Below are 18,190 nucleotides of genomic sequence, written 5' to 3'. Positions count from 1 at the left end.
TAGAATAAGAATAACATCCCTGTGCAATATAAAGAAACATTCTAAGAGAATATATTCCTTTTTGCAACACTAAAAGATAAAAAATAATTATATTCGACATTATGTAAATATATACACTATAATGTAAGGTTTTATGTTTATGAATATGAGTTAAACTTATATCATTTTGTATTTTCATTCAGTAGGGAGATAATTTCATACAAATAACTTGCGGCTCTATTTATTTTTAAAAATACCTCTTGACACCGAATCGAACTATATCGCATAATATAAAAAAATTAGATTGAAAATCGTTGAAGGGAACTAGTACATATGTCTTCTTGCGAAAGAGAGTGGAATTCACCGGCTGAAAGATTCCTCGTATAGAATATATCGAACCTATCCCTGAGTCTTAAATGAAAGTTTAGGCGTTCGCCTGCGTTATAGGCACCAAGTGGATATCTATGTATATCAATTAAGGTGGTACCGCGGAACAATGACCGTTTCGTCCTTTTTATTTTATTAAGGGCGAAGCGGTCATTTTTATTTTGCTCTTAAATACTTCATTGCAGCATTGATGAGAATAGATATAGTTACAAAGTGAATGAAGTGTAATTTATAAAAAACTTTGATTTTAGATTTGGGGGATAAAAAAGTGAAAAAACAACGAGTTGTTGTAAAGATTGGGAGTAGTTCCTTGGCAGATAGTCACGGAGGCATCTCTACAGAACAGCTTTCAGATCACGTTGCCGCATTGGCTCGGTTGAAAGAAGATGGGCACGAGGTTGTGTTAATTACATCTGGAGCCGTCGCTGCAGGTTTTTCAGCGCTAGGATATCCTAGCAGACCTGTAACGATTAAAGGGAAACAGGCTGCAGCAGCTGTCGGACAAAGTTTGTTAATGCAGGCGTACACGGAGGAATTCCGTAAATATGGCATCGTTACTGCGCAACTTTTGCTGACGAGAAGTGATTTTTCTAGAAAAGAACAATATAGTAATGCTTACGCTACGTTAGGAGAATTATTAAACCGCTCCGCTCTTCCAATTATTAATGAAAATGATTCCATCTCTTTAGAGGAGCTGACGTTCGGTGATAATGATATGCTGTCAGCTTTAGTAAGCGGGCTTGTTTCGGCGGATATGCTTATGATCTTTACGGATGTGAACGGGTTATATGACAAAAATCCTCAGAAAAATGCGGATGCAAAAAAATATTATTTTCTTCCTGAAGTTACGGAAGAAATTTCTTCTCTTGCAGGAGATGCTGGCTCAAAACTTGGGACTGGCGGTATGAAATCAAAAATCGATGCTGCAAAGACAGCGCTCTCTCTTGGTGTGAGTGTATTTATCGGAACAGGACGTGGACAGGAAAAGTTTGTAGATGTTTTGAAGGGTAAGGGTGATGGAACGTATGTTGGTAATGCTCCTCAAAAAGAAATGAAGATGAACAAGCAATGGATTGCCTTACATTCGCTTGTTAGCGGACAAATTGAAGTAGATGCTGGGGCAGCTACTGCCATCATTCAGCATGGTAAGAGTTTACTTCCAGCTGGTGTTACGAATGTATCAGGATTTTTCCAAGTGGGTGAAGTTGTAGAGGTTGTAACGCAACAAGGGCGCGTAATAGGAAAAGGACAATGCACATATAGTGCAGAGGAACTAATAGATGTAAAAGGTATGCAAAGCCAAGATATTCAAGTAAGAGGCGAGAGACATAGTTATGAAGTCATCCATAGGGATCATTGGGTTTCACTTTAAAAAGGAGGAAATAAAAATGAATGAAGTGTTGGCAAAGGGGATAAAAGCAAAAGAGGTTGCTAGAGAGCTTGTGCTTAAATCTACAGAGCAAAAAAACGAAGCACTTTCCGCAATAGCTGATCAGTTAATATTAGAAACAGCTTATATTTTAGAAGAAAACAAGAGGGATATTGAAGAAGGTAAGGCAAAAGGATTTTCTGATTCACTCCTTGATCGTCTTCTGCTAACTGAAAATCGTATTATTGATATGACAGAGGGGATTAAGCAGCTAATTGAATTACGTGATCCTGTAGGAGAATGTGTAAGTGCATGGGAAAGGCCAAATGGACTATCTATTCAGGAAATGCGCGTACCACTTGGTGTTGTTGGGATGATTTATGAGGCAAGACCGAATGTAACAGTGGATGCTGCTACAATTTGTTTGAAAACAGGAAACGCAGTCATATTACGTGGTAGTTCTTCTGCTATTCATTCTAATAAAGCGATCGTTGCCGTTATTCACAGGGCGCTCAAACAAACAAGCTTACCTCAAGAAAGCGTCCAGCTTATAGAAGATACAACGCGAGATAGCGCAAAGCAGTTGTTTACAATGAAGGATTATCTAGACGTTCTTATTCCAAGAGGTGGCAAACAATTAATCGATACTGTTGTGAGAGAAGCGTCTGTTCCAGTACTTGAAACAGGTGCGGGAAATTGTCATATATTCATTGATGAAACAGCGGATAAACAAATGGCATTGGATATTATTATAAATGCAAAAACGCAGCGTCCATCTGTATGTAATGCGATTGAAACGATTGTTCTTCATGAGAAGTGGGCAGAGAAATATGGTAGCGAGTTGTTTTCTTCTTTGAAGGATAGAGGCGTGGAGCTACGTGGTGATCAAAAAGCATTTGCAATGGATTCTTCAATTGTACTTGCTTCAGAAGAAGACTGGGGGACAGAATTTTTATCTCTTACACTAGCAGTGAAAGTGGTTTCCACTGTTGAAGAAGCGATTCATCATATAAATACGTATGGATCTATGCATTCTGAAGCAATTATTACTGAAAACGAGGAAAACGTCAGCAAGTTTTTTACTTCTGTAGATGCCGCGGCACTTTATCATAATGCATCGACTCGTTTTACAGATGGATCCGAATTTGGATTCGGAGCGGAAATTGGTATCAGTACACAAAAGTTACACGTAAGAGGACCAATGGGGCTTCCAGCATTAACTTCTACAAAATATGTGATTCGTGGAAATGGACAAATTCGAAAATAATAATAAAAGACACTCAATTGGCTTGGGTGTCTTTTATTATAAAAATTAATTACCATACAAATAGCCCAACGAGCATAGCACTTAATAAAGAAACAGCCATCCCGCTAACAAGAAGCTTCCAAACATTTTTACCGATGACTGATGATTTTTCTCCGCCAAATAATGAATTGTAAGTTCCGTAAATCATACCTACTGTACTAAAGTTAGCAAAAGAAGCTAGAAATGTCGTTGCAACCGCAACCGTATGCGGTTGTAGCGACTTTAAGTTTGATTTTAAATCCATCATTGCAACAAATTCATTCGTTGTTATTTTGATCCCCATTAATTCAGCTACATACATAGCATCACTGCCTGATAAACCGAGTAAAAATGCAAAAGGACTAAAGATAATGGAGAAGATTTTTTGAATTGTTAACCCCGTTACAAAAAATCCTAAAATCCCATTTAAACATGCTGTTAAAGCTACATATCCAATTACCATAGCTAAAATAACGATAACCATATTCATCCCGACTAACATACTGTTGGAAATAGTAGAAAAGAAATCCTTTTTTTCATGTTTGGAAGGTGTGTAAACAACGTCTTCTTCTTTCGAAACTTCCACAGGATTTAATACATTGGCTAAAATTAATGCGTTAATACAGTTTAATGGGATTGCGCTGAAAATATAAGTTGCTGGAACCATTGATAAATAAGCGCCAAGAATGGATCCGCTAACGCTACTCATACTCATAATCCCAAAAGTTAATAATCGATTTTCTTTTAAAACAGATAATTGATCACGAACAACCGCAAGTGCTTCGGTGTTTCCTAAAAACATCATTTGAATCGAAAAGAAACTTTCTAACTTTGGTAAACGAGAAATCTTTGAAATAACTGCACCTACTTTATCAATAATCCAAGTTAAGATTCCGAAATAAGATAGAATATCGAAAAAAGTAATAACAAAAATGATAGGAAGTAATGCGCTAAAGAAGAAATCAATTGTTTGATTTTCCATAGCGGATGGGAATGCAAATCGAATTCCTTCATTTGCACATGCCAGTAGCCAACTGAAAAATGACGCTATTTTATTAATGATAATACTGCCTAGCTTTGTGCCTAACATAAACCACGTAATAAAAAGCTCCAATATGATGAGAATTACAATTGGTCTCCATTTTATATGTTTTTTATTAGGCGAACATAAGAAAACGATTAATAAGACAACGAAAATCCCTAACATATTCAATATGAAATACATGTCAACAACTCCTTGAGGCTTATTATTTGTATATAAAAAAGCCTCTATTCTTCCAAATTTGGATTATGATCAGAAGTTATGAAGAAGGTAAATGATGTTTGGGATTCCTATATTTTGATTTGCTTTATTTTGAGCAATCGCAGTATTTACAAAACAAGTAGCTATTTTCAATTATTTGGTTGCATGTTAAACGTCAGCAAATGTAAACATCGCTTATAAATAAGAACGGTGAGTTGGCCATGAACCTTGGAGTTTTCGAAGTTGTATAATTTGTCCTGTATGATAAGCATCGTGCAAAAGGATATTCAAATATTGTTGCCAAATTGGTAGAGAAGGCTTTGGCTGATCTAGTTCTGCTTCTTGAAAGGATGTTAATGAAGCTTGTAAGGCATCATGTACTTGAAGCGTTCGTTTCACTGTTTGCTGCCAAGCGGCATCATCATTAGGTCCACCTTGGATAAACGTCTCATCATTATTTTGTGGAGCAACAAATGTGTCGTCTTCATGTAAGCGGGAAAGTAGGCGTTCTTTAAAGATTAATAAATGGTTCACATTTTCCCAAATCGTATTACTGGCAGCACCTTCTGGTTGCCAACATGCTTGTTCAGCCGTAAGATTCTTTAACGCTTCTGATATTGGTGGGTACCATTCTTCTTCGTAAAAAACTTGTTGGACTCCATTTTGCAACATTTCTTTTCTTCCCATTCCTATAGCCTCCTGTTCATTTTTCTTAATAAAACCAATTCTCTTTTCTCTTCAATAAACCTTTTCTATAGTTGCACAAGAGGGTGAAAGACAACTTATAACAGAGCCATTAAAAAACTTCTTTTTAATATGATACTTAATAATCAAGGCTTTAATTGAGTCAGAATGAAAAAGAGTATAAACCTTTCTCTATTTGCCCATTGATTAGAGTTTTTTTGAAGTCGCAAAATAATTCTAAAAATATAGAAGGTTAAATTCGATAAAAATAGAATTTGATATATAGCAAACAAGGAGGGGATAAAAATGGAGGTCTATCACATAACGAGTAGAAAGAGGGAAACTTATAACGTTCAAGTGAAATATTCGATACTTTTCGAATGTGCGCTTGGCATTGCAGCAATTACTCATAAGAGGTTAATTGATACACTTGAAAAGACTCAAAGTGAATGGGAAGAAATTAAGGAAGCATTAACAGAAGAAATGAGAGAACACTTACAGTTTGTAGAAGAACATAATACGTGGAAAGCATTACTCCAGTTATTGTATGAAGAGGATTTTCAAGATTTATCGCAGTTTAATTTTAAAATTGATTCATTTTCAGAAGAAGATTTGAAATTTATATGTTTACCGTTTTTAGGAGAGAAGTATGAAGAGAAAAGACGTTTAGCTGCAACGGGAGTTGTATGTGCAATACACGAACTAAAGGAACTAACAGATAATCATCAGTTTTTTTCTACTTATATTAGCTTTATATGTAATGTAGATGTACAAGTGCTGAAATCGCATTTAATCGCTGTTATGACAGGTTGGTATGAGAGTGTTATTAAAAGAGAGGAAGAACAAATACTTTCTATATTAAAACGAGATTATGAAGCAAAAAATGAAATGAATAAAAAGATGAAACCAGAAGAGTTTGTTGAGTGGGCTACTGGTGGCATTAACTATATGCCAGAACCAAGTGTTCATTACGTGCTTCTTATCCCGCAAATGACGTACAGACCGTGGAATATTGAAGCGGATATTGAAGATACGAAAGTATTTCATTATCCAGTTGCGAATGAAAGCATTCATCCTGAAGATCCGTATGAACCGAATTATTTTTTAGTTCAAAAACATAAGGCTCTTGGAGATGAAGCGAGATTGCGAATTGTAAAAATGTTGTTTGAAAAAGAACGTACATTACAGGAAATAACGGAAAGATTACAGCTTGGTAAATCGACTGTACACCATCATTTGAAATTGTTACGTGCAGCGAAGTTAGTTGATATACATGACGGAAAATATGTATTAAGAAAGAAAGCAGTACAGTCTTTAGCGAAAGAATTAGATATGTTTTTGAATAGATAATTAACAACGGGAATGTACATAAAGGGAGGAATATAAAAGAAAAGAGAACAACACAATCCATTCGGAAAACGTGGCTAGAACAGTTTCTTCACGGCTTTACATATTTTTTCACAAAACCAGTTATCGTTTGGCTCAGTGTCTTTCTTACTTTCGTGCAATTTGGAGTTGGGGTTACGCTAGTTACAAACCTTCCTTATATAAAAGATGAGCTGTCAGCAGGGTATGCAGAGTTTGGTTATTTTATGGCTGGTTTCCCGTTTGGCTATGTAGTTGGATCTATACTAGTTGGAAAAGTAACATATAAAAGCCGGCGTATACTTATGCTTGGTGGATTGTTTATAGGAGGACTCACATACATTTCTCTAGCGTTCAATCATAGTATAGTAATTGCGGTGTCCATTGAAGTTGTTGCAGGTATTTGTATTTCATTTTTCAATGTTCATAACACAACAATATGCCAACAAACAGTACCAAACAATATGATAGGACAAATATTTTCAGTGCGTTTATTTTTCATAAGATCCGCTATGCCGTTAGGTGTGTTATTAGGAGGCATACTAAGTGAAATGTGGGGAGTAAGATCACTTTACTTTATCATCGGTGCGATTATATGTATTACTTCTTTAATAGGACTATTACTTCCATATTTCAAATTTTTAGATGAAGCGGTTAAAGAGAAAACAGCATAATGCAAACTTTATAATTGAAAATAATTATCATAATCAATTATAATGGAAGAATAGTAGTATTCGTATTATAAAGAGGGAGTGGGATATATGTTTATTGAAACGAAAACATTTACAGTAAAAGAAGGTACATCAAATATAGTTGTAGAACGTTTCACTGGCGAAGGTATTATTGAAAAATTTGAAGGCTTCATCGATTTAAGTGTTCTTGTGAAAAAAGTAAGACGCGGCGACGAAGAAGTTGTCGTTATGATTCGCTGGGAATCTGAAGAAGCATGGAAAAACTGGGAAACAAGCGAAGAACATTTAGCAGGTCATAGAGCGAGTCGTGGTAAACCAAAACCAGATCATATCATTAACGTGGATCACGCCGTTTATTATGTAAAATCATCGAAAGCGGCTTATCAACAATCGTAATATATATGTAAGGTAGAGGATATTTGTTTAGTAATAAACGAATATCCTCTTTTTTTGATGTGTGGTAAAATATGGATGTTACATATGTTTTATTGTTTCGTTATAAATGGAGGGAAATGAAGTGAAAAAAATGTTTGGAGGTTACAAATGTTAGAAGCACAAACATCTATTAAACATGAGCAACATAAAAAATTAGTGCAAGCAATAGTAGCTGAAATCTTATCAATAGATAAGGTAACTGGATGTATGCTTATCGGTTCTGTCGCAAGAGGTGATGCATATCCTGAGTCGGATTTAGACTTATATATTCTGTTAGAGGACGGACAAAAGAAGAAATTTCATTCTGAAACGAGAGAAGATATTTTAGTTGAATATAAGTATGCAGACGTTAATCAAATACTAGTAAACTTTAAAAATAATCCAATGGAACTATACTCATTTTTAGAAGGGGAAATTTTGTTTGATAAAAGCGGTGAGTTAAAAAAGTTAAAGGAAATAGCTGCATATGAATTTGAAAACTATCGTGTTTCTAGCGACAAAGTGAAAGGTATTTCTCATTGGTTACATAGTTCGCTCATTAAAATTCAGTCTGCTTTGAAAGCAAATGATGAGTTAAAGGCTTCATACATCGTTTATACGTCAATTTGGACATTGTTAGAAGGGATATGGGCCATTAATAACAAACCTACACCGCCAGCTGGATCTGTTTTAAGATATATTCAAACGTTGCCGAATAAGCCAATTCATTTGGAAGCATTACTTCATAAATTATTTTTAGGCGATACGAAAGAACGTATTGAATCGGCAATCGTGTTAATGGAGTGGGTGTTAAATAAATAATAGTGTCTAATGTTGTTGGTAAATCGATATCTCGTTTCTAAGATCCGATATATTGGAAAAATCGTTGATATAAATTTCATATACTACATAACTAGCAACTAAAAGAGCGTAATCTAGTCTAATTTCCAGCTAGATTACGCTCTTTTTAATCCAATTGAATTTCAAACTCAAGTACAGCTTGATCTTTTCTAAACGGCATATTGAGTTCTTTAAATCGTAAGCTTATTCCAGACAAATTATCAGGAAGGGCAGGAGATATAACGAAATGATGACTAAAATGTCCATCAGTGCCGCCACCACCTTCTGACCAGCAGTCATATGTATCATCTATTGATAATTGAAAGAAACTATGAGGCTTATTTTCATTAAAAGCATCATTCGTAGAATCCCAATCGCTATATAAATAAACTACACTAGCATTTGCATATTGCCGAATAAAAGTTACGGTATACATGATACCTTTATGTTCATACGTTTTAAAAACAGGTATATGTTTTTTGAATGTAGTTGGTTCGACGCGAGGTTTAAATTCACCTTCGTCCATCATAGAAGAGAACAGTGAATTTAAATAGTCTGGATAAAATCCGTATTGCTTTGCCCATTTATAAATAGCTTCATCATGTGGAAAACCTGGATCACCACCTGAAAGTTCTTTCCGTTCTTTTAATAGGGCACAAATTTTTTCATCGATAGTATATAATCTTTCATCGTAATAATCAGTAGGGCGTTCAAAATTCATTCGTTGCATAATCATTCCTCCTTTTCTTTATTTTAGCAAAAAAGAAAGGGCAATACATTTTTAAATATTAAGTGTAAATCAAATGTTATAGACTTAAAATGAAGTTTGAAAACAAGTTCTATTTTGCAAAGAAATTGCTTATGCATAAAATAATAATAATGTATGAATCAAGCAGGTTTCCCATATGGTAAAGTACGAAACTATTATAAGTAGTACAGTGATATAAATAGGAGGTTACCGCTATGACAGCTGTTTTTAAAGATATGGCGTTCCAGTTAAAAACGGAACGACTCGATCTGAATATGTGGGAGGAATCTGATGCAGTCTGGCTGAGAAAATTAATTGGTGAACGTGGGGTGGACATGCCAACCATTGAATCTGTTCGTAGCTCTCTTATCGAAATGCGCAAGAAAGCAACTGAAAATGGCATTTCTCTTCTTACTATACGTAGGCGAGAAGAAGGGGATTTTATCGGATACTGTGGCTTAATCATTGGTCGTTCCACGCTTGAAGAGCCAGAGATTGCATATGAGTTGTTTCAACATGCTCATCGCAAAGGTTATGCGACAGAGGCAGCATCAGCAGTGCTAGAGGCAGCGATTGCTACGGGGCGCCAAAGACTTTGGTCTACTGTAGGTGCTTGGAATACTGCGTCTTTTCGGGTGTTAGAAAAGATAGGCTTTAAGCGGCATCATAGTACGTTTGGCGAACGCGGTGAGATTGTTTGGAATGTGCGCTACCTGTAGAAATCTGATCAAATTCGGAACGATAAAAAATATACAAGAAAGCCCATATGTTAGATTACTAAGTAATCTAACATATGGGCTTTTCTTTATGGTAAATATTGATTTTGTTTATATTTTAGCTTAATTTTTTACATCTTCGAATAATTGGAGTGCCTCTTTCACATTCAATCCATTTTTTACAATGCCATGTATTGCTTGGATCATCGCAGCTGGGTGCTCGGATTGCCATATGTTTCGGCCCATGTCTACTCCAATTGCGCCTTCTTGCAACGCATTGTACGTAATGTTTAATGCGTCTTCAATTGAATCTAGTTTGGGGCCGCCCGCGATGACTACTGGGGCAGGGCATGTGCTCGTTATTTTTTCGAATCCTTCGCAGTAATACGTTTTAATAATATCAGCACCCATTTCAACACATACGCGGGAAGCAAGTGCTAGAAAGCGAGCTTCACGTTTTTGTAATTCTTTTGCGACTGCGGTAATGCCGAGTACTGGCAGGCCGTAATCATGAGCTTCAGAAACTACATTTGCGAGATTTGTAACAGTTTGTGTTTCATAGTCTGATCCAATGAAAACAGAAACGCCGACGCCAATTGCGTTTTGTTTTACTGCTTCTTTCACAGGTGTAACAATTGTTTCATTCGCTAAATCTTTACCGACGACAGTAGCGCCGCCAGATACACGCATAACCATCGGTGTGCTGCAGTTTTCAGGAATACAGGAGCTAAGTACACCACGCGTTAAAAAGAGAGAATCCGTGTAAGGAAGTAAGTTTTTAACAGTTTCAAGTGGCTGTTCAAGCCCGTGAATTGGCCCTAAAAAGTAGCCGTGATCTATCGCTAACATTACCGCTCTGCCATCAGGTAAAATTGTATTTAATCGATTTTTAAATCCCCAAGTCATTCCAAATCACTCCTTCGTTAATGTTGGATTTTCCGTTTGTACTGTATCTTTATTTGGTAAATGTGGTGACTTTATAAAAACAGCTTTAAAAGGTTTGTCAGAATGGTTAATCAGATAGTGAGATTCATGAGGACGAACTTGCAGGACATCACCTTGTTTAATTGGAACTCTTTCATTATTCACATAGAAATCAATTTCACCTTCTAATGCATAAAAGACTTCCTCGCACGTCGTATGGTAGTGATTTTGAAACTCTTGCCCAGGCTGAATGACAACAAGGCCAAGATCAATATTCGGACCTTGTATTAAATATTTCGGCCCATTATCACCGAAGCGATAGGAGAAGTCATTTTCATTCGCTTTTAACATACATTTTCACTCCTTTATGTAAGGTGTTACAGAGCACCAGGCGCAATCCACATATGTGAAGTGAGCCCTTTATCAGCTAAAGCGAGTTGACTGTCATACACAGTTTTCCATGTTTCATAGAATTCTTTATATAGTTCATGATTTTCAGTAATTGGCTCGAATGTGTGCTCCCACTGTACAAACTGTTCAGCAGTTTCTTCCATAGATGAATAGATGCCTGCGCCAACTCCAGCAGCAATCGCAGTTCCTAAAGAAGCTGCTTCTTTCACAACGGGTACTTTTACAGGAATACCAAGGACGTCCGCTAGAATTTGTGGCCATAGTTTTCCTTTAGCAGCACCGCCAGCAAAAATGACTTCAGAAGGGAATGTTCCTGTAAGATTTTCTATTAATTTTAAGTTACCAAGTGTAACGAAGGCAGCATTTTCTTCAATAGCACGGAACAGTTCTTTTTTTCCACATTTGTCAGCATCTAAACTTAAATTTAAAAAAGAAGGTGCGGCATGACGCCAAGAAATGTAGTTCATTACGTTTGAAAAAGTAGGGATAATACCATGTGAGCCGACAGGTACGTCTTTCGCTTGTTCTTCTAATAATGCATAAGCATCTACACCGAGCTTATCAGCTAGTTTCTTTTCCTCTTGGCAAAAAGCCTCTCGAAACCAGCGCATAACGAGACCTGGGAAAAAGGCGATTGTTTCATATTGCCAAAGGTTCGGAACGACGTGACAATTTACTCGAATCGCAGCATGTGGATCTGTTATTGGCTCAGTAACATTCACTTCTTGTTGCCAAAAGCTGCCGCCGCATATTAAAGTTTGATTTGGGTTTACGACTCCAGTCCCGAGTGCTGCCATTTGAGCATCACCGCCGCCAGCGACGACAGGAATCCCTTCAAGTAAACCAGTTAGTGTTGCACACTCTTTTGAAACATTACCAATCACAGTGCCAGCTTCATTTACTTTTGGTGAAAATGGCAAATTTATACCACACTCTTTAGCGACATCGTTATCCCAATTCCTATTTTGTAAATCAAAGATTCCGGACGTACAACCGTTGGAAGGGTCGATTTGCAGTACGCCGCTTAATTTATACAAAATCCAATCATTTAACATCGTAAAGGAGTGAATATTGCTATAGACGTCTGGTTCATGTTTTTTAATCCAAAGTAGACGTGGTAAAGCACCCAATGAAAAAGTTTGCCCAGATTTTCTGTATAAATCTTTTTCAAGATGTGAGCGGATTTCTTTTAGCTCACTAACTTCAGCGGATGCACGGCCATCAACATTTGCACATGCCCATATTTCTTGCCCATGTTTATCATATAAAACAAAACCTTCTCGCATACTTGTAGCGCTAATAGCAAGAATAGAAGAGGCAGGGGTATTGCTTTTTTGAAGAACCTCTTTCGTACATTCTTGTACTAGCTTCCAATTTTCTATTACATCAAAGTTCATAGAGCCTGGATAACGAGGGTCAGATTTGTGAATCCATTCTTTTTGACTTACTGCAATTTGATTACCATGTAAATCAAAAAGAACTGCTCGAATGCTCCCTGTACCAGCATCGAAAGCTAATAAATGGGACATTAACAATCACCATCCTTTCGTAATAAGGAGAGGGCAGTTTCCTCATCGGTAATTAATGAATGAATAAACTTTCCTTTTAAGGCACCATAAATTGCATCTATCTTTTCAGTACCTCCAGCAACACCGACGACATGATTCATATTGCGCAAAATAGAGAGGGGCGTGCCAATTAGACGATTGTGATGCGAGAGCTCTAATAAATCGCCATTTGTATTATAAAACTGTCCTAAAATATCGCCAGCACCGTTTTGACTACGAATATATGTCATCTCACGTAGTGTTAATTTTTCTTCTTTTACAATCGTAGCGTCTTGAGATAATCCCCCAATACCGACAACAGCCGTATGAGCAAGTGAAGCGACTTGAAGCATATCTTTTACACTCGGTTCTGATAGAATACTTTGTGCCATTTCGGTTGTAGACGCTAGAAACGGCGTAGGGATAATGTGAAGTTCGCCTTGCATGTAGTGTAAATAGTTTTGTTTTCTCGGGAGATAGTGATTTACCCCGCCTGTTAGCGTTACGATTGAAAGGTTGATAGAACTTTCAAAATGAATGTTTTCTAGCATTTTACTTATCGTTTCACCCCAGCCGATGCCGAGTAAATCACCTTGTTGGAGATGAGTCTCTAAATATTGTGCAGCGGCTTTTCCGAGAGAAGTAGCATAATTGTTTATTGGAGTAGGGATAATGAAAGCATCTTTTAAGTGGAACTTTTTCATTAAGTCACGTTCAATGCTCAAGCAATGCAAACCGGTTCCTTTTACGTGAAATGTAACGATACCTTCACTGCGCGCTTTATCTAATAACCGGACGACTTTATTTCTTGAAATATGAAGAAGTGACGCGATCTCCTGTTGTGTTAATTGGTCTTTATAATAGTACCAAGCTACTTTAGTTAATAAATTTTCTTCAAAGTTCAGCTGAGTCATACTCTTCATCCCTTTCAACAATTGACCACAGCTTAAACATATGTACCATATATTTTGTTTATTCCAGTTGGAACGATTAATAGTACGTAGAAAAAAGTGTTCTAGATATAAAAAAAGGAATATACAATGCTACAAAACAAGTAGAACAAATAATCATTTTCTCAAAAAATGTTCTGGGTAAAGGCAGGTGACATCATGTGGAGAATGTGCCCTTATTACAAGTGAAGAAAATGAGTAAGGCGTTTTCGAATCAACTTGTGCTAAAGGAAGTGAACTTACAAGTAGAGCATGGTGATATATACGCTTTAGTTGGTGGAAATGGCGCCGGGAAATCGACATTAATGAAAATATTAACGGGGTTATATTCGTATGATGATGGAGAGATGTATGTAAAAGGAATGAAGCAACAGTTTTCAAATCCATCAGAAGCACACCGAAAAGGTATTTATTTAATACCGCAAGAACCACTCATTTTTCCGCATATGACTATTGAAGAAAATATATGTATCGGGTTAAAAGAAAAGAAAAAGAAAAAGAAACTAAAAGTACAGATTCAGCAATTGATTAGCAGCTTAGGATGGGATATTGACCTTAATAAACTAGGAGGAACATTATCGATTGCGCAACAACAGTTAGTAGAAATAGTTAGAGGATTAATAAGAGAAGCTGAGATTCTTATTCTAGATGAGCCAACATCGACATTAACAACACACGAAATTAAGAGTCTTTTTGTGTTGATGAAAAGTTTACAAGAAAAAGGAATTGGGATGATTTATATTACGCATCGTTTTCCAGAAATCTTTGAAATTGCCAACAAAGTAGCAATACTACGTGATGGAATGGTTGTAAGCCAAGGTGATGTATGTGACTATACATATGACATGCTGATGGAGGGACTATTGCCAAAAGGATATAAACAGAAAGAGAAAATAGAAGTAGTTCAAGAGACAGTAAAGACGAAAAAAATATTAGAAGTGGTTGATATAAATGGTCACGCATTCGAAAATATATCATTCACTGTACATGCGGGTGAGGTTGTAGGTGTTGCTGGCATTATAGGATCTGGCAGAACGGAATTAGCAGAAGCGATATTTGGATTGAAAACTATAAAATCAGGGTCTATCTTATTGGGTGGAAAATCAATTGATACGTGTTCTTTGCATAAAAGGCTAGACGAAGGCCTAGTTTATGTGCCAGAGGATAGGGCGAGGAATGGAATTTTCTCAATTGCTTCTGTTAAAGAAAATATTGCAGCAGCAAGTTTATATCAAAATAATCGCTTTTTTATAAATCAAGAAAAAGAAAGCGCTTTAGTTAATTTGTTTATAGAACAGTTCCGAATTGTTGTGCAGAATATGAATAAAGAATTGGCATCTTTATCAGGAGGTAATCAGCAGAAGGTCGTGCTTGCGAAGTATCTTGCATGTAATCCGAAAATTATTATTCTTGATGAGCCGACTCGCGGAATTGATGCGAAAGCAAGGCTTGAAGTGTATGAGACGATAAAAAAAATGAAAAGGGAAGGACTCGCAATTTTATTAATCTCTTCAGATGTTGAAGAAATTATCCAATTAGTAAACCGTGTATATGTAATGAGAAATGGGCGATTTGTTTCTCATATGGAAAAAGAACAACTGAGTGTGAATGAAGTTACACGCCTTGCATACGGAGGTGTAACGGAATGAAACGTATGTATAAAATGCACGAAACGTCTATCATACTGTTACTACTAATTTATATAGCTATTGTAGGGATGATAAACCCTAGTTTTATTCAATTTACCTCGTTATCTTTACTGATGAAATCAAGCGTTATTTTAGTCGTGCTAGCAATCGGTCAATCGTTCGTCTTATTTACGAAAAATATAGATGTATCAGTTGGTTCAAGCATGGGATTAAGTGCAGCAGTTTGCGGAATGATGTTAACGAATGGGTATAGTGCATTCTTGTCGATATTTGTAGCTATTATACTTGGGGCCATTATCGGTTTCGTAAATGGTATTGGAGTTGCGAAGTTTCGGGTACCAGCCATTATTATGACATTAGGCATGTTAGGAATTGTTAGAGGTGCAATGTTAATTTTCACAGGCGGAAAGTGGATTGAAGATATTCCAAACGATTTTAAGCAGCTGTCATCTATCATCATTCTTGGTTTACCTATAACTGTATGGTTCGTTCTTATTATTTTACTACTACTATACTTCTTTTTAAGAAAAGTGCCATTGGGAAGATACTTTTATGCGGTAGGTGATAATGAAGATGGCGCGAGGCTTATTGGTATACCTGTTAATAAAGTGAAGATATATGCGTTTATGATTTCAGGCATAAGCGCTGCGCTCGCTGGTTGCATATTTGTTATGAATATCGGGTTCGTTCCAAATCAAACTGGTACAGGAATGGAACTACAGGTGATTGCAGCTGCTGTGCTAGGAGGAATTCATCTAAAAGGAGGAACAGGTTCTATATTTGGAGCTGCACTAGGAGCATTGTTTTTAGAAGTGATAAGCAGTTCACTTATCTTTTTAAAAATACCAGCATTTTGGAATAATGCTATTTCAGGTTTTTTACTATTACTTATTATCATATTAGATAGCGTCATGAAGAAGTGGAAAGCAGAAAGGAGAATGAATCTATGAAGTATTTTTACAGATGGGAAGGTGTGTTAATCATATTACTTCTTATAGAATTCATTCTCTTTAGTTTTATAAACAGCAATTTCTTAAATATTAGTAATCTCCTTTTTAGTACAAATGATTTTCTATTCATAGCAATCGCGGCAATTCCAATGACTTTCGTTATTGTAACAGGAGGAATTGACGTATCTGTAGGATCAATTATGGGGCTAACCTCGATTTTAATTGGTGTGTTTTGGATGAATGGAATTCATATTTTACTAGCAGTAATAATGGCACTTATAGTCAGTTGCTTAGCAGGAGCTTTAAATGGGCTTATTATAAAATTGACAGATGTAGAACCACTAGTCGTTACACTCGGAACGATGTTTTTATACAGAGGAATTGCACTCGTCATTTCAGGAGGGGCAGGTGCTTCTGGATATGAAGGGATAAGCGGTTTACCTGATACTTATGTACAACTAGCAAATGGTAGTTTTATAGGAATACCCAATTTATTATGGCTACTTATTTTATTAACAATTGTATGCACGATTTTGTTTCACCGAACGATATATGGGCGCCACGTAAAATTAACAGGCGCGAATGAAAATGCAGCAAAATACACCGGGATTAAGACGAAGAAAGTAGTAATCATTGCTTACATACTTTCTGGGTTAGGAGGTGGATTAGGAGGAGCTTTCTTAACTGCATATTTCGGTTCTGCACGTGCTGATATAGGAAGCGAAACAATATTACCAATCATTACAGCAGTAGTATTAGGCGGGACACTTATTACAGGTGGAAAAGGAAGTATTTTCGGTACTGTACTGGCGAGTATTTTCATTGGGCTCATGCAGTATGGCTTGCAAATGACGGGTTTAACAAATGAACAATCCAATGTAGTAATAGGTATTATCCTTATTCTTTCAGTTATTATGAGACATTTCAAATTACATCAATTTTTAGCGGGGAAAAGACAGAGTTTGCATAAGGGGGAAATGTCATGAAGAGAAAACTAGGGATTGTATTGATTGTATGTATTTGTTTAATCGGTTTAATTGCGTGTTCTAGCCAAACGGCAAATAAGAAAAAGGCTGATGATGTGAAATTTGCATTTATTCCGAAATTAACAGGAGTTGGGTTCTTCACATCGGGAGGTGAAGGAGCAGAGGAGATGGGAGAGAAGCTAGGCGTACAAGTGAAATATGATGGGCCGTCTGAAGCGAGTGTATCAGGGCAAGTAAAGTATATAAATAATTTTATTAACCAAAACTATGATGCACTTATGGTTTCCTCTACATCAGTTGATGGTTTATCGCAATCACTACAACGTGCTAAGAAAAAAGGAATGACCGTCTTAACATGGGATTCTGATGTGAATCCGAAAGATCGTTCTTTTTATATAAGCCAAGGAACACCAGACCAACTTGCTAACTTATTAATAGAAATGACTTCTAAGCAAATTGGAGATAAAGGAAAAGTAGCATTCTTTTATTCTAGCCCGACAGTAACGGATCAAAACCAATGGGTAACGAAAGCGAAAGAAATTATTAAAAAGAAATATCCGAACTGGGAAATTGTAACGACGCAGTACGGTGAAAATAATGCACAAAAATCTTTATCCGTAGGGGAGAACATATTAAAAACGTATCCAGATATTAACGCAGTTATTTGTCCAGATGCAACAGCACTCCCAGCAATGGCGCAGGCAGCTGAAAACTTAAAAATGGATAAAAAAGTAGTGGTAACTGGATTTTCTACACCGAACGTTATGCGTGATTATGTAAAACGAGGAACAGTACAACAATTTGGTTTATGGGATGTAAAACAACAAGGTGCTCTCGCAACGTATGTAGCAAATGAAATTGTTGTAAAAGGGAAGAAGTTAAAAGTAGGGGATAGCTTCGAAGTAAAAGGAATTGGAAAAGTGAAAGTAGAGCCAAACTCCATTCAAGGATATGATTATGAGGCAGAAGGGAACGGAATTATCGTATTACCAGAACGAGTTGTATTTACGAAAGATAATATTGATAAGTATAATTTTTAGTAGACAAAAAA

The 18,190-nt window shown here is 36.5% G+C and carries 17 protein-coding genes, 1 pseudogene and 1 other annotated feature; of the genes and pseudogenes, 11 read left to right on the top strand and 7 right to left on the bottom strand.

Annotated features, from left to right (window positions below; genetic code table 11):
• Window positions 1-284: 284 nt before the first annotated feature.
• Window positions 285-495, top strand: a binding site (T-box leader).
• Between the two features lie 139 nt (window positions 496-634).
• Both proB and proA read left to right on the top strand, forming a co-directional pair.
• On the top strand, window positions 635-1,738 hold the full coding sequence (gene proB, locus MKY21_RS14915) for a glutamate 5-kinase (RefSeq protein WP_000744803.1): 1,104 nt from the start codon (window positions 635-637) through the stop codon (window positions 1,736-1,738).
• A gap of 16 nt (window positions 1,739-1,754) precedes the next feature.
• Window positions 1,755-3,002, top strand: a complete 1,248-nt coding sequence (proA, locus tag MKY21_RS14910; protein ID WP_001006611.1) for a gamma-glutamyl phosphate reductase — start codon at window positions 1,755-1,757, stop codon at window positions 3,000-3,002.
• Between the two features lie 49 nt (window positions 3,003-3,051).
• On the opposite strand, the gene MKY21_RS14905 is transcribed toward proA, so the two are convergent.
• Both MKY21_RS14905 and MKY21_RS14900 read right to left on the bottom strand, forming a co-directional pair.
• A complete protein-coding gene (locus tag MKY21_RS14905) occupies window positions 3,052-4,245 on the bottom strand; it encodes a NupC/NupG family nucleoside CNT transporter (RefSeq protein ID WP_000273618.1) in 1,194 nt (397 codons plus the stop codon).
• Window positions 4,246-4,458: 213 nt separating this feature from the next.
• Window positions 4,459-4,950 carry a DinB family protein gene (locus MKY21_RS14900; protein ID WP_000532726.1) on the bottom strand — a complete coding sequence of 164 codons (492 nt, stop codon included), beginning with the start codon at window positions 4,948-4,950 and terminating at the stop codon, window positions 4,459-4,461.
• Window positions 4,951-5,253: 303 nt separating this feature from the next.
• On the opposite strand from MKY21_RS14900, the gene MKY21_RS14895 reads away from it, so the two are divergent.
• From MKY21_RS14895 to MKY21_RS14880, 4 genes and pseudogenes are all read left to right on the top strand, one after another.
• Window positions 5,254-6,297, top strand: a complete 1,044-nt coding sequence (locus MKY21_RS14895; protein ID WP_044797292.1) for an ArsR family transcriptional regulator — start codon at window positions 5,254-5,256, stop codon at window positions 6,295-6,297.
• 32 nt (window positions 6,298-6,329) lie between these two features.
• Window positions 6,330-6,986 (top strand): annotated as a pseudogene (locus tag MKY21_RS14890) (MFS transporter); the annotation flags it as partial.
• Between the two features lie 87 nt (window positions 6,987-7,073).
• Window positions 7,074-7,400, top strand: a complete 327-nt coding sequence (gene hmoA, locus MKY21_RS14885) for a heme-degrading monooxygenase HmoA (RefSeq protein ID WP_000469503.1) — start codon at window positions 7,074-7,076, stop codon at window positions 7,398-7,400.
• A 147-nt stretch (window positions 7,401-7,547) separates the two neighbouring features.
• Entirely contained in the window at window positions 7,548-8,240 is a 693-nt protein-coding gene (locus tag MKY21_RS14880; protein WP_044797291.1) for a nucleotidyltransferase domain-containing protein, read from the top strand.
• Window positions 8,241-8,385: 145 nt separating this feature from the next.
• Here the strand turns inward: MKY21_RS14880 and MKY21_RS14875 are convergent, their stop codons facing one another.
• Window positions 8,386-8,988: a hypothetical protein gene (locus tag MKY21_RS14875; protein WP_044797290.1), complete on the bottom strand. Its 603-nt coding sequence runs from the start codon at window positions 8,986-8,988 to the stop codon at window positions 8,386-8,388.
• A 233-nt stretch (window positions 8,989-9,221) separates the two neighbouring features.
• Here MKY21_RS14875 and MKY21_RS14870 point away from each other — a divergent pair, with 233 nt between their 5' ends.
• Complete coding sequence (locus tag MKY21_RS14870; protein WP_044797289.1) at window positions 9,222-9,725, top strand: GNAT family N-acetyltransferase; 504 nt, start codon at window positions 9,222-9,224, stop codon at window positions 9,723-9,725.
• Between the two features lie 120 nt (window positions 9,726-9,845).
• Here the strand turns inward: MKY21_RS14870 and lsrF are convergent, their stop codons facing one another.
• The 4 genes from lsrF to MKY21_RS14850 are packed head-to-tail and all read right to left on the bottom strand — an operon-like array spanning window position 9,846 to window position 13,518.
• Window positions 9,846-10,628, bottom strand: coding sequence for a 3-hydroxy-5-phosphonooxypentane-2,4-dione thiolase (lsrF, locus tag MKY21_RS14865; protein WP_044797288.1), 783 nt, complete (start codon window positions 10,626-10,628; stop codon window positions 9,846-9,848).
• A 6-nt stretch (window positions 10,629-10,634) separates the two neighbouring features.
• Window positions 10,635-10,997, bottom strand: a complete 363-nt coding sequence (locus MKY21_RS14860; protein WP_000909986.1) for a cupin domain-containing protein — start codon at window positions 10,995-10,997, stop codon at window positions 10,635-10,637.
• Between the two features lie 26 nt (window positions 10,998-11,023).
• On the bottom strand, window positions 11,024-12,586 hold the full coding sequence (gene lsrK, locus MKY21_RS14855; RefSeq protein ID WP_016118116.1) for an autoinducer-2 kinase: 1,563 nt from the start codon (window positions 12,584-12,586) through the stop codon (window positions 11,024-11,026).
• Window positions 12,586-13,518: a sugar-binding transcriptional regulator gene (locus MKY21_RS14850; RefSeq protein ID WP_000192702.1), complete on the bottom strand. Its 933-nt coding sequence runs from the start codon at window positions 13,516-13,518 to the stop codon at window positions 12,586-12,588. The genes lsrK and MKY21_RS14850 overlap by 1 nt, the downstream gene beginning before the upstream one ends.
• Window positions 13,519-13,715: 197 nt before the next feature.
• Between MKY21_RS14850 and MKY21_RS14845 the strand changes: the two genes are divergently transcribed.
• The 4 genes from MKY21_RS14845 to lsrB are packed head-to-tail and all read left to right on the top strand — an operon-like array spanning window position 13,716 to window position 18,179.
• Window positions 13,716-15,203, top strand: a complete 1,488-nt coding sequence (locus MKY21_RS14845; RefSeq protein WP_341076639.1) for a sugar ABC transporter ATP-binding protein — start codon at window positions 13,716-13,718, stop codon at window positions 15,201-15,203.
• Window positions 15,200-16,153 (top strand): ABC transporter permease subunit, encoded by a 954-nt coding sequence (locus MKY21_RS14840; RefSeq protein WP_044797286.1) that lies wholly within the window; start codon window positions 15,200-15,202, stop codon window positions 16,151-16,153. Before MKY21_RS14845 ends, MKY21_RS14840 begins: the two co-directional genes overlap by 4 nt.
• Window positions 16,150-17,139, top strand: a complete 990-nt coding sequence (locus MKY21_RS14835; RefSeq protein WP_044797285.1) for an ABC transporter permease — start codon at window positions 16,150-16,152, stop codon at window positions 17,137-17,139. The genes MKY21_RS14840 and MKY21_RS14835 overlap by 4 nt, the downstream gene beginning before the upstream one ends.
• Window positions 17,136-18,179, top strand: coding sequence for an autoinducer 2 ABC transporter substrate-binding protein LsrB (lsrB, locus tag MKY21_RS14830; protein WP_044797284.1), 1,044 nt, complete (start codon window positions 17,136-17,138; stop codon window positions 18,177-18,179). The genes MKY21_RS14835 and lsrB overlap by 4 nt, the downstream gene beginning before the upstream one ends.
• Window positions 18,180-18,190: the final 11 nt, after the last annotated feature.

The sequence above is a fragment of the Bacillus sp. FSL R9-9497 genome, assembly GCF_038005805.1.
Taxonomy (GTDB): domain Bacteria; phylum Bacillota; class Bacilli; order Bacillales; family Bacillaceae_G; genus Bacillus_A; species Bacillus_A cereus.
Note: the sequence above shows the minus strand (reverse complement) of the source record. Positions and strands in the feature narration are given on the sequence as shown.

Excerpts from the sequence above, each read along its gene's own strand:
- lsrF (WP_044797288.1), bottom strand. The coding sequence starts at position 10,628 with ATGACTTGGGGATTTAAAAATCGATTAAATACAATTTTACCTGATGGC.
- MKY21_RS14895 (WP_044797292.1), top strand. The coding sequence starts at position 5,254 with ATGGAGGTCTATCACATAACGAGTAGAAAGAGGGAAACTTATAACGTT.
- MKY21_RS14900 (WP_000532726.1), bottom strand. The coding sequence starts at position 4,950 with ATGGGAAGAAAAGAAATGTTGCAAAATGGAGTCCAACAAGTTTTTTAC.
- MKY21_RS14840 (WP_044797286.1), top strand. The coding sequence starts at position 15,200 with ATGAAACGTATGTATAAAATGCACGAAACGTCTATCATACTGTTACTA.
- MKY21_RS14875 (WP_044797290.1), bottom strand. The coding sequence starts at position 8,988 with ATGCAACGAATGAATTTTGAACGCCCTACTGATTATTACGATGAAAGA.
- MKY21_RS14835 (WP_044797285.1), top strand. The coding sequence starts at position 16,150 with ATGAAGTATTTTTACAGATGGGAAGGTGTGTTAATCATATTACTTCTT.
- MKY21_RS14860 (WP_000909986.1), bottom strand. The coding sequence starts at position 10,997 with ATGTTAAAAGCGAATGAAAATGACTTCTCCTATCGCTTCGGTGATAAT.
- MKY21_RS14870 (WP_044797289.1), top strand. The coding sequence starts at position 9,222 with ATGACAGCTGTTTTTAAAGATATGGCGTTCCAGTTAAAAACGGAACGA.
- lsrB (WP_044797284.1), top strand. The coding sequence starts at position 17,136 with ATGAAGAGAAAACTAGGGATTGTATTGATTGTATGTATTTGTTTAATC.
- proA (WP_001006611.1), top strand. The coding sequence starts at position 1,755 with ATGAATGAAGTGTTGGCAAAGGGGATAAAAGCAAAAGAGGTTGCTAGA.
- MKY21_RS14850 (WP_000192702.1), bottom strand. The coding sequence starts at position 13,518 with ATGACTCAGCTGAACTTTGAAGAAAATTTATTAACTAAAGTAGCTTGG.
- MKY21_RS14880 (WP_044797291.1), top strand. The coding sequence starts at position 7,548 with ATGTTAGAAGCACAAACATCTATTAAACATGAGCAACATAAAAAATTA.
- hmoA (WP_000469503.1), top strand. The coding sequence starts at position 7,074 with ATGTTTATTGAAACGAAAACATTTACAGTAAAAGAAGGTACATCAAAT.
- lsrK (WP_016118116.1), bottom strand. The coding sequence starts at position 12,586 with ATGTCCCATTTATTAGCTTTCGATGCTGGTACAGGGAGCATTCGAGCA.
- MKY21_RS14905 (WP_000273618.1), bottom strand. The coding sequence starts at position 4,245 with ATGTATTTCATATTGAATATGTTAGGGATTTTCGTTGTCTTATTAATC.